Annotated in this window: 11 protein-coding genes; 4 read left to right on the top strand and 7 right to left on the bottom strand. The window is 37.3% G+C overall.

Annotation, left to right across the window (positions count from 1 at the left end; genetic code table 11):
• Positions 1–236: 236 nt before the first annotated feature.
• The gene (locus tag ACFVT8_RS22220; RefSeq protein WP_387084000.1) at positions 237–578 is read right to left on the bottom strand and encodes a DUF779 domain-containing protein; all 342 of its coding nucleotides are present in this window, start codon (positions 576–578) and stop codon (positions 237–239) included.
• 21 nt (positions 579–599) lie between these two features.
• The gene (exaC, locus tag ACFVT8_RS22215; protein WP_387084002.1) at positions 600–2,120 is read right to left on the bottom strand and encodes an acetaldehyde dehydrogenase ExaC; all 1,521 of its coding nucleotides are present in this window, start codon (positions 2,118–2,120) and stop codon (positions 600–602) included.
• Positions 2,121–2,397: 277 nt separating this feature from the next.
• Here exaC and ACFVT8_RS22210 point away from each other — a divergent pair, with 277 nt between their 5' ends.
• Together ACFVT8_RS22210 and bshB2 are read left to right on the top strand one after the other, a co-directional pair.
• A complete protein-coding gene (locus tag ACFVT8_RS22210) occupies positions 2,398–2,748 on the top strand; it encodes a YojF family protein (RefSeq protein WP_053484519.1) in 351 nt (116 codons plus the stop codon).
• Between the two features lie 13 nt (positions 2,749–2,761).
• Positions 2,762–3,451 (top strand): bacillithiol biosynthesis deacetylase BshB2, encoded by a 690-nt coding sequence (gene bshB2 / locus ACFVT8_RS22205; protein WP_387084004.1) that lies wholly within the window; start codon positions 2,762–2,764, stop codon positions 3,449–3,451.
• Positions 3,452–3,502: 51 nt separating this feature from the next.
• On the opposite strand, the gene ACFVT8_RS22200 is transcribed toward bshB2, so the two are convergent.
• The gene (locus ACFVT8_RS22200) at positions 3,503–4,246 is read right to left on the bottom strand and encodes a TerC family protein (protein ID WP_387084006.1); all 744 of its coding nucleotides are present in this window, start codon (positions 4,244–4,246) and stop codon (positions 3,503–3,505) included.
• A gap of 236 nt (positions 4,247–4,482) precedes the next feature.
• On the opposite strand from ACFVT8_RS22200, the gene ilvA reads away from it, so the two are divergent.
• Complete coding sequence (gene ilvA, locus ACFVT8_RS22195; RefSeq protein WP_387084008.1) at positions 4,483–5,745, top strand: threonine ammonia-lyase IlvA; 1,263 nt, start codon at positions 4,483–4,485, stop codon at positions 5,743–5,745.
• Between the two features lie 222 nt (positions 5,746–5,967).
• On the opposite strand, the gene ACFVT8_RS22190 is transcribed toward ilvA, so the two are convergent.
• Entirely contained in the window at positions 5,968–6,927 is a 960-nt protein-coding gene (locus ACFVT8_RS22190) for a nuclease-related domain-containing protein (RefSeq protein WP_387084010.1), read from the bottom strand.
• A gap of 224 nt (positions 6,928–7,151) precedes the next feature.
• On the opposite strand from ACFVT8_RS22190, the gene ACFVT8_RS22185 reads away from it, so the two are divergent.
• Entirely contained in the window at positions 7,152–7,892 is a 741-nt protein-coding gene (locus tag ACFVT8_RS22185; protein ID WP_387084012.1) for an alpha/beta hydrolase, read from the top strand.
• Between the two features lie 138 nt (positions 7,893–8,030).
• Here the strand turns inward: ACFVT8_RS22185 and ACFVT8_RS22180 are convergent, their stop codons facing one another.
• The 3 genes from ACFVT8_RS22180 to ACFVT8_RS22170 form a co-directional block, all read right to left on the bottom strand.
• Positions 8,031–8,825, bottom strand: coding sequence for an ABC transporter ATP-binding protein (locus ACFVT8_RS22180; RefSeq protein WP_387084014.1), 795 nt, complete (start codon positions 8,823–8,825; stop codon positions 8,031–8,033).
• Positions 8,818–9,846: an ABC transporter permease gene (locus ACFVT8_RS22175; protein WP_387084016.1), complete on the bottom strand. Its 1,029-nt coding sequence runs from the start codon at positions 9,844–9,846 to the stop codon at positions 8,818–8,820. The genes ACFVT8_RS22180 and ACFVT8_RS22175 overlap by 8 nt, the downstream gene beginning before the upstream one ends.
• A gap of 550 nt (positions 9,847–10,396) precedes the next feature.
• Positions 10,397–11,419 (bottom strand): ABC transporter substrate-binding protein, encoded by a 1,023-nt coding sequence (locus ACFVT8_RS22170; protein WP_387084018.1) that lies wholly within the window; start codon positions 11,417–11,419, stop codon positions 10,397–10,399.
• Positions 11,420–11,675: the final 256 nt, after the last annotated feature.

Below are 11,675 nucleotides of genomic sequence, written 5' to 3'. Positions count from 1 at the left end.
AACATATGTTTTTTGTGCGAAAGCGTAGCGACAGCAACATATGTTTTTTGTGCGAAAGCGTAGCGACAGCAACATATGTTTTTTGTGCGAAAGCGTAGCGACAGCAACATATGTTTTTTGTGCGAAAGCGCAGTGCTAACATAGCGGTAACAACAAAAGGGCCGACACGATGTCGGTCCTTTCGCTAATGCCACAGGACATGGCGTTTTTAGACTGAATTTCTCTATAAGTACTTCTTAGTACTCTTCTGTTGTGAATACTCTAGAGTTCGTAATGAAATGCATATTTTCAACACTATCTAAAGAAAAACTTGCACCTCTGCCCTCAATCGCATGAATAATCAATTGCGTATGCTTAAAATATTCATACTGCGCTCTATGAATGTAAAAAGGAACGTCACCTATTTTACCAAGATAGATATCGTTTTCACCAATTTTAAAATCTCCTTCTACATAACACATCGGTGCAGAGCCATCACAGCAACCCCCAGATTGATAAAACATGATAGCGCCATGCTGACTCTTAATTAAATCTATCAAATTTAAAGCCTCTTTTGTTGCAATCAATCGTTCTACCATGCTGTTATTCATCCTTTGTTATTAGAAAAATCCTTGTGCTTCTTTTTTATAGCTCACTAAAAGACATTTAGTTTGTTGGTAGTGATCTAACATCATTGCGTGATTTTCACGACCGATACCAGAAAGTTTAAATCCACCAAATGCAGCACCTGCTGGGTATTGATGATAAGTGTTTGTCCACACACGACCAGCTTGAATAGCTCGACCTGCACGGTAAGCGATGTCACCAGAACGTGACCAAACACCAGCACCTAAACCATATTCTGTATCATTTGCAATTTCTATAGCTTCATCGAAATCTTTGAATGTAGTCACGCCAAGCACTGGGCCAAAAATTTCTTCTTGGAAGATTCGCATTTTATTATGACCTTTGAAAACTGTCGGTTTAATGTAGTTACCTCCTGCAAGGTCGCCTTCAAGAATATTTTCTTCTCCACCTATTAAGCACTCAGCACCTTCTTCTTTACCAAGTTTTAAGTAAGAAAGGATTTTTTGTTTTTGTTCGTTAGAAGCTTGGGCACCCATCATTACTTCTGTATCTAATGGATTACCAATTTTAATAGCTTTCACACGTTCTAATGCAAGTTCAATGAATTTATCGTAAATAGATTCTTGAACAAGTGCACGTGAAGGACAAGTACAAATTTCACCTGAGTTTAAAGCGAACATCACAAAGCCTTCAATTGCTTTATTTAAATATTCATCATCCGAATCCATTACGTCCTCGAAGAATACGTTTGGTGATTTACCACCTAGCTCTAACGTCACAGGAATAATATTTTCAGTTGCATATTGCATAATTTGGCGACCAACAGCTGTTGAACCTGTAAAAGCAATTTTTGCAATTCGTTTATTCGTTGCAAGTGGTTTACCAACTTCAACACCAAAGCCGTTTACAATGTTAAGTACGCCTTTTGGTAGGATGTCTTGAATTGTTTCAATTAACACTAATAATGAAACTGGCGTTTGCTCAGCTGGTTTCATCACGATACAGTTACCTGCTGCAAGTGCAGGAGCAATTTTCCAAGCAGCCATTAAAATTGGGAAGTTCCAAGGAATGATTTGGCCGACCACACCTAGTGGCTCTTGGAAGTGATATGCAACAGTGTCGTTATCTAATTGTGTTGTACGCCCTTCTTGTGCGCGGATAACACCTGCAAAATAACGGAAGTGATCAATTGCTAAAGGAATATCTGCGTTTAAAGTTTCGCGAACTGCTTTACCATTATCCCATGTTTCTGCAACAGCAATCATTTCTAAGTTTTCTTCAATACGATCTGCGATTTTATTTAAAATAGATGCACGCTCAGTTGCGCTTGTTTTACCCCATGCATCTTTTGCTGCGTGTGCTGCATCAAGAGCAAGCTCAATATCTTCAACTGTTGAACGAGCTGCTTTTGTGAAAACTTGACCTGTTACTGGTGTTTTATTTTCAAAGTATTGACCTTTTACAGGAGGAACCCATTCGCCGCCGATAAAGTTATCATATTTTTCTTTGAAACTTACTACTGCCCCCGGAGTATTAGGATTTGCATAAATCATAGTATCAATCTCCCCATATTTTATTTATGAAACCGCATACAAATTATAACGACACAATTTATATTAATCCGCTTCATGTGTCCTATATTGATACATCAGAATAGTTTTTTCAAGTAATTCACCCTCTATATAGTGAATAATAGTTATTTCAAAATAAAGAAATTTCTGTATTTTATTGATAACATTTATGATTAGGTTAGCAACAAAGTCTTTCAATTTCCCTTTGTCATCTTTTTTGACTATACTTAAAATAGAAAAAATCGAGAGGAGTGTTAAGATGCAAGAAGTACAAGTAAAGACGTTGCAGGAATTATTGAATTCTTTCGCCAACAAAGACGTTTATATTCATCTTGAGACGACGAACGGTTCTTATGCAGCACACTTTGATGAGAAATTTTTTAATGCAGGTGCTTTTATTCGTAATGCTAAAATCAACTATGAGCTTGCTAAAGTGGTAGATGATTCACCTCATCGTGTCGGATTAAAAATGGCACATGGCTGGGTTTATGCTCAAGGCATCACACATTTTGAATTAGATGATTTAGGCCGTTTATTAATGGCTGGACTAGACTACTCAGGTAAATTGGCGATTGCACTTGAAATTAGCGAAACGCCGTTTACTTACTAAGGGGGACGACTTTTTGAATTTACAACCACAACGTCATATTTTAATTGTTTACCCTCACCCAGATGATGAGGCTTTTTCAGTTGCTGGAACAATTGCCTACTATACAAAGAAAATGAATACACCTGTTACATATGCCTGCTTAACTTTAGGCGAAATGGGGCGTAATTTAGGAAATCCACCGTTTGCAACACGTGAATCCTTGCCAGAAATTCGACGCAAGGAGCTTATCGCAGCAGCAGAGGCTATGGGAATACAAGATTTGCGTATGCTTGGTTTCCGTGATAAAACAATTGAATTTGAAGACGATGAAAAAATGGTAAAGCTTGTTGAAGGTTTAATAGAGGAGTTAATGCCTTCTCTTATCATTACATTCTTACCTGGCTTTGCAGTTCATCCTGACCACGAGGCAACAGCACGTGCTGTAGTAGAAGCTGTTCGTCGTATGCCAAAAGCCGCACGCCCACAAGTGTTAGGCTGTGCCTTTGCAAATGATACAATTGAAAAAAATGGAGAACCGCATGTTATCAACGATATCCGTGAAATGAAGATGGATAAAATTAAAGCATTACAAGCACATGCATCTCAAACTGCATGGATGATGCAAGAAACAGAAAAACGTATTGATGACGGTGAGCCGATGAGTGAAAGCTGGCTTAATATTGAAAAATTCTATATTGTAAATCCTGATCAATATGTAAAATAACAATAAAACGGTTCTGTCCTCTTTCCTAATTGAGAACAGAACCGTTTTATATTAAGCGACTTTCATTTTTTTCAAAAAATGAATAATGAAAGTGATCGCAAAAATAATAATTAACACAACAAAAAACATATAATGCGGAACGTGAATCCCGATGACACTGGCTAACATTTTCAGTGCAATAATCCCAATAATAATAAATGCTGTTGCCTCTAATTCTGGTATTTTTTCAATAATAATTAAAAATAAGCCTGCAATAGTTCTCATCATTAAAATACCTAGCATTCCCCCGATTAGTAATATCCAAATTTGATTGGATATCGCAAAAGCAGCAAAAATCGCGTCAATTGAAAAAGCAATATCCATCAGTTCTACAGAAATAACCGTTGCCCAAAACGTTCCAAAAAGACGAACGATCAACCCTGTTTTTTTCATCTCCTTAGCACTATCCGCTTCCCCAATCTGTAGGAAATGAGCGACACATAGCCAACCTAAATACAGGGCTCCTAGCAATTTGATAAACCAAAACTCTACCAAATAAACACCTATCCCAATAAATAAAAATCGGAAAAAATAGGCTCCAAACATACCGTACATTAATGCTCGTTTGCGTTGCTTGTTTGGCAAATGCTTGACTAGCACTGCTAATACAAGTGCGTTATCTGCTGAAAGTAACCCTTCTATTATAATTAATGTTGATATTAACCCCCAAGATACAGGGTCAGTTAAGATCTCTTTCCACATTTCCCAATCGAAAAATTGAATGTATGTAGATAGAATTCCTTGAATGATTTCCAATTACATACCCTCCTACTTGACCTAAGGTATTCTAGTATATGCTTGACCATTTTCGTTATGAGGAAATGTGTGCTTCCTTTATTTCTACAAAATATTCTCGAAGAAATTTAATTATTGTTCGTTTTGTATGAAATAGACACCGAAAATTTAGAATTTACTAAAAATTAATAACAAAAAGATTATAATATGTGCTATCATAGATAAATGTTTTATACGTATAACGGAGGATGAATATTATGGAAGCTGCTGACACTAGAACTGTGCAAGTAGAAAATATCTTGATTGCACATCATTTCTTAAAAGACGTAGTGGTACACACGCCACTACAAAAAAATGATTATTTATCCGAGAAATACGGAGCTAATATTTATTTTAAACGCGAAGATTTACAACATGTACGCTCATTTAAACTTCGTGGTGCCTATTATAAGATTAAAAAAATTGAAGAAGATGCTCGTAAAGTTGGTGTTGTTTGTGCAAGTGCGGGCAATCATGCCCAAGGTGTTGCCTATGCCTGTGCACAATTAAAAATTCAAGCAAGTATTTTTATGCCTCAAACAACACCTAAGCAAAAAATTGACCAAGTGCGTATGTTTGGTCGTGAATATGTAGAAATTATTTTAGCTGGTGATACCTTTGATGATTCTGCAGAAAGTGCATTAGCTTACTGTGATGAACACGATAAAATCTTTATTCACCCATTTGATGATTTTGATGTCATTGCTGGACAAGGAACGGTCGCAGTTGAAATTATGAATGACATGGAGGAACCGATTGATTACGTGTTTGGTAGTATTGGCGGCGGAGGCCTAATGTCAGGCGTTTCTGCCTATGTGAAAAACCTTTCCCCTACTAGCAAAATCATCGGTGTTGAGCCTAGCGGGGCGGGCAGTATGAAGGCTGCTTTTGCAGAAGGCGGTGCAGTGGCACTTGATTGGATTGACAAATTTGTAGACGGTGCTGCCGTAAAATGCGTCGGTAACCACACATATGATGTTTGTCGTCGCTACTTAGACGACATCGTACTAGTACCAGAAGGAAAAGTATGTACAACGATTTTAGATCTCTACAATAAACATGCCATTATCGCGGAGCCTGCTGGAGCATTATCAGTAGCAGCACTCGACTCTTATAAAGAGGAGATTAAAGGAAAATCAGTCGTTGTTATCATTAGTGGCGGTAATAATGACATCGGTCGTATGCAGGAGATTAAAGAAAAATCTTTAATTCACGAAGGCTTACTATACTACTTCATCGTAAGCTTCCCACAGCGTGCAGGAGCACTTCGCCAATTCTTAACAAGCGTTCTAGGTCCAAATGATGACATTACAACTTTCGAATATACAAAGAAAAACAACAAAGAAAGTGGTCCTGCCCTAGTCGGTATCGAGCTTGGAAACCGTGAAGACTACGAAGGATTACTAGCACGCATGAATGAATTCGGCTTCAAATACAAAGAAGTCAACAACGACATTCAACTATTTGGCCTACTAGTCTAGGATAAAGAGTCACACTTGCTATGTAAGTGTGGCTTTTTTGTGGGGATGAGAGGTTTATCGGAAAACTTTTGAGATTTATCGATAACTTTTGATTATTTATCGACCAACTTTATCAATTTATCACCCAACTTTTTTAATTTATCACCCAACTTTCCAAAAATATCGACATCTACCTTGTATGCGACACTATCTGACCGCACTGATAATGTACGCCACTTACATTTAATCCAATAAATTGGCAGGAATTATATATTTTCTATTTTTATTTCCACCAATGACTTCAAACTTTAACTTTTTCAATAAGTAATAAGCTACCTTCTCTGAGTCAATATCAAAAAAATTACGAAATTGAGAATTAGAAATATTGTTTCCCATCATATGCTGATAATCTTGTAATGCTACTAGCATCGATTTATTATCTGTCCGTTGACAATTGCTACAACGCCATTTCCCAAAGAAATACTGCACTTTATGCTGATACTCACATTGTGAACATAATGCCCCTTTTCTTAGTACACCCCAATCGATCTCTGGTAACCATTGTGTTGGTTCATGCTTCATTATAATGTGCTCAGCGGTTTGTCTCAAATCTTTATCACTCAAACAAACTTGTGAATATCGTAAAAACAGCTGTTCTACCTTCTCAGCCAACCCACTTACATGAATAATCGGTTGAGCCGACAAACTTGACGTCATAATCATATTCGGATTTGCAGAGACAATCATATAAATAATAGGTATATGATAGCCACCCTTTTGAAAAATCTGATGTAAAAACCTAGAATGTCGCTTCACTTGATCAAAGGGATTTCTAAAGCCATCTACTTTGCCATCAGAAGTAATTCGAATAAATTGATGGTTATCTTCCATATATTCTACATGCCCAACGATATTTTTGATTTCTACTATTAAAATAAAATTTTGCGACATAAATAATGTATCTATTTGATGTATTGATCCACCTTCAGCTTTAAGTTGTACATCATGCAATAAATAATGCACATGCTCCCAATGGATTTCCTGCCATTCCTGATCTACCCTTTGCTCACCTGCATACCCTGCCCTTGTTCTATTTAGCATTTCTTGATAGTAAGTAAACTTTGGGTGAGATTTCGGTAGCCGCCTTTCAAGCATTTCTAATGTGAGTTGCTTCGATGAAACTTCGCGCTTTTTTAGTAACATATTTTCACCTCCTTTAGCTAGATTATAATGGACTTTATCGAAAACTTTTATTTTTTATCATCCAACTTTAGAAAAGGCTGTTTTCGAAAATATTGTTGCTATTCAACTAACTACTCAGTTTAGTTCAATTACGAATGAATGTTATACTTTAAAGGAATTATATAACTACGATGTTCAGAAATTTAATTAAAGTCTAAGAATAAATTAGTGAGGTATTCAAAATAATGCTGAAAATAGTACCCCCTAAGCCTTTTTTCTATAAAGGTGGAGATAAAGCCGTTTTACTATTACATTCTTTCACAAGCAATACAATTGATATGAAAAAGTTAGGTAAGTATTTGCAAAAGAACAATTATTCTTGCTATGCACCTTTATACAGTGGACACGGTTTAACAGCAGAAAAACTTCTCACATATAGACCATCAGATTGGTGGCAAGATGTACTGAACGGTTACCAGTTGATGAAGGATGAAGGTTTTCAAAAAATAGCTGTGATTGGTCTTTCTCTTGGTGGTGTGTTTGCATTAAAAGTTGGTCAAGAGTTGGAGATAAATGGTGTCGTGACAATGTCAGTTCCAATACAAAGGGAAGCAACTTTTCTACAAAAGCGTGTCTTTCATTATGCAAAAGGATACAAACAACTTGAAGGGAAAAATGAAGAACAAATAAATTTAGAAATGAAACGTCTTCAAACTATGTCTATCGATTCATTAGTTGAGTTCCAACAGTTAATTGATATAACGATGGATAAATTAGCACTTTTAACGTCACCAATTCGTATATTATACGGTGAATTAGATGAACCATTGTATAAAGAGAGTGCAGAGGTAATTTTTCAAAGCGTTGCGACGAATCAAAAAACAATGAAAGGGTATCCGAACTCTAAACATTTAATGACATTAGGCACGGACATTAACGACCTAAATAAAGATATTCTTACATTTTTAAATGATTTAACTTGGTAGTTTGTATGAGTCTTCAAGTGCTGTGTAGATTCAATTTAGCCTTTATGTATTAGCAGCAACAATCTATAGAAAACAGCCTTAGAAAAATATCGACATTAAAAAAACGCCCATACCTATGTATGAGCGTTTTGCCATCATTTATCCTAGTAGTGCACGGTCTGAGTTCATTTTCTCACCTCGGATACGTTCGAACTCGGCCATTAAATCTGGGATGGTTAATTCATGCTTGCGTTCCTCCCCAACCTCTAGAATGATTTGGCCTTTATCCATCATAATCAGTCGATTTCCTAAGTCTAATGCTTGTTGCATATTGTGCGTGACCATCAATGTCGTTAAGTTGTCTTTCTCAACTAAATATTTCGTAATACGTGTGATTAACTCTGCCCGAGATGGGTCTAGTGCCGCCGTATGCTCGTCTAGCAATAAAATCGAAGGCTTCGTAAATGTTGCCATTAAAAGAGACAGCGCTTGACGCTCTCCTCCTGAAAGTAAGCCGACTTTTGCAGACAATCGATTTTCTAGATTTAAGCCCAGCATCTGCAATGATTCCTTGAAAAATTCCCGACGTTTTTTATCAACACCGATACGCATGCCTCTACTCTTATTACGTGAGTAAGCTAATGCTAAATTTTCCTCAATCGTCATTGTTGGTGCTGTACCAGCCATCGGATCTTGGAATACGCGACCGATATAGTGGGAGCGCTTATATTCTGGTAAAGTCGTAACCTCATTTCCATCAATTGAAACCGTGCCGAAGTCTGGTGTTAACGCGCCAGAAATCATATTCATCATGGTCGATTTACCGGCACCATTACTGCCGATAATTGTGACGAAATCTCCTGGCTTTAAGTGCAAATTAATTTCTGCAAGTGCTATTTTTTCATCAGGCGTACCTTCATTAAAAATCTTATTAATGCCGTTTAATTTAAGCAAGGTCCTTCCCTCCCTGCTCAACCGGCTTTACTCGTGTCCTCTCTGCTGCGCGCTTCACCTTACGTTTGCGCTCCTTACTCTTATTAATAAATTGAGGTAAAATCAACGCTATAATAACAATAATCGCTGTTATTAATTTCATATCGCCTGAATCAAGGAAATCTACTCGTAATGCTAATGCTAAAATAATACGGTAAATGATCGCTCCAGCAATGACAGCGAAAGTTGTGCGCATAATCGTTTTTGTACCGAAGATTGCTTCGCCGATAATAACAGATGCAAGACCGATTACAATCATCCCTATCCCCATACTGACATCTGAGAACTTCGAATATTGTGCGATTAAAGCTCCAGAAAATGCAACAAGTGCATTAGAAAGTCCTAGTCCTAAAATTATAAGTGTATCTGTATTTGCCGAGAAGCTACGAATCATACGCTTATTATCACCAGTTGCTCGAATAGCCAATCCAACCTCTGTTTTTAAGAACCAGTCTACAATGAGCTTAATTAAAATCGTGATGATTAATACGACGATTATCGTACTCCATGTTGAAGGTAGTGTCTGAACGCCGATGCCTTTTAATAGATTATTTAATGCCGTATCGATACCTAAATTACTCCAAAATGCTTGAAACTTTGAAAATAAAGTCTCTGAATTCAATAGTGGAATATTCGGACGACCTATCGTATTTTCTGCAGTTGATCCCATAATACGTAGGTTAATAGAATACAAAGCAATCATCATTAAAATCCCCGATAATAGAGGATTAATTTTCCCTTTTGTGTGAAGAATTCCTGTCATACATCCAGCAATAAATCCAGCAACAATTGCCACTAAAGTCGCTAAGATTGGGTGGTAGCCAAGCAGAATCATCGTCGCCGCTGTAGCCGCCCCTGTTACAAAGCTTCCATCAACCGTTAAATCCGGAAAATCTAACACGCGGAATGTTAAATACACACCAAGTGCCATAATTGCATAGATGATTCCTTGCTCCATCGCGCCAAATATTGCTATAAACATAGTTGAATCATCTCCTAATAATTTCTTAATAAATAATTTAGCTCATCACTATAACTTGAAGTTGATTTCCGTTCCGGCTGGGCGCTTTGTTGCTGCCGCTACGTTAGCACTACGCTTTCGCACAGAGCAAAGCTTCCTGGGGGCGTCCGATGAGCCGCACGCTTCGCTGCTGGATCCCGGGCCAACAAGATGTTGGTCACGAAGGAGTTATCACAGGACGAGATGCTTTTAGCCTTCGTTCCTCTATCGCTAATCCCCAAGGAGTCGCCCAACCTCCACTCCAATCAACTTATCCACATGTCATACTTTTAACAAGACTTTCGATGATGAATCATAACCTTCTAGGAAACTAGTATTCAAATAAAATGTAACTCGAAAGGATTACCCCACCATAATTGTGAACACTACATAATTCTTTAATATATTCTATCCACAAACAGAGCGGTGATTCTTCCTCATAAATGAATTCAATTTTTACTCTAAAAGTAGATAAAGCGGGGGCAGTTTAGTTCTCCCCCGCTTCGTTTCATAAGATAATCATATTAGGTCATTACTTTTCTAAAAGCTCTGCACCCCAAGAATCTTTAATTTCGATTCCTAAATCTTCAGCTACTTTTTTATTAATTAATAGTTTTAGCTTTTGTGGGTATTGAGCTGGTATATCAGCAGGTGTTGCTTCACCTTTTAGAATCTTCACAGCCATTTGCCCCGCTTCATAACCGATGTCATAATATTCGAATCCATATGCCGCTAAGCCACCACGTGCCACAGAGTCAAGTTCTCCAACAACTAGTGGTAATTTATTAGCATTCGCTACATCAATTACAGACTCAAGAGCTGAAACTACTGTATTATCAGTAATGATATAGAATGCATCTGCTTTACCGATTAATGATTCAGCAGCTTGTTTTACTTCTGCAGAAGTTGCCGCAGATGCTTCAACTACTGTTAGCCCTTGCTCGCCCATAACCTTTTTCACTTCTTTTACTTGTGCTACTGAGTTTTGCTCACCAGCGTTGTAAACCATACCTACTTTTTTCGCGCCTAATTCCTTTAAGAATCCCACTGTTTTCGAAATAGTATCAGGATGTAAATCAATCGTTCCTGTTACATTTTTCCCTGGCTTCTCCATAGAATCTACTAGCTGTGCGCCAACAGCATCTGTTACAGAAGTGAAGACAATAGGAATATCACTAGTAGCTGTCGCTGCCGCTTGTGCAGACGGCGTAGAATTAGCAAAAATTAAATCTACGTTAGCACTTACTAGATTGTTTGCGATCGTCGTGTTAAGGCTGTTATCTCCTTGCGCTATTTGTGAATCGTACTCAACTTTTAATCCTGAATCTTCAATTGCCTTTTTAAAACCATCCGTTGCAGCATTTAAAGAAGGATGCTCAACAATTTGAGTGATTCCGATTTTATATGTTTTGTCACCGGCATTGCCGCTTTCACTTGCATTATTCGTTTCGTTTCCTTTCGAATCCGATGAACTAGAGCCACTGCTACCGCAAGCAGCAAGCATTAAAACTAACCCAAATAACAGGAACGAAAGCTTTTTTAAATTGCTTTTCACAAATAATCCCCCCGATATTATCTCTAATATTTATCACACTTTATCCAAACGAAGTGTGAACGTATCGCTATATTATCGTTATTATCGGGGTTCGTCAACAACATTATGAATGTTCTGACTCTTTAAGTTAGCTAAATATTTTATCTTTTCATTCAATTTGTCGCTTTAAACCGCTAAACTACGCTGTTTGTATAAATTGATTTCTTTTTCTAACATAGCAGAAATTTTTTTGACAATTTTGCGAAGTTATTTTTCT

Origin of the sequence: Lysinibacillus sp. NPDC058147, assembly GCF_042884205.1 — a bacterium.
In the GTDB taxonomy this organism is placed as follows: domain Bacteria; phylum Bacillota; class Bacilli; order Bacillales_A; family Planococcaceae; genus Lysinibacillus.
This window is presented reverse-complemented; position numbering and strand designations above follow the sequence as displayed.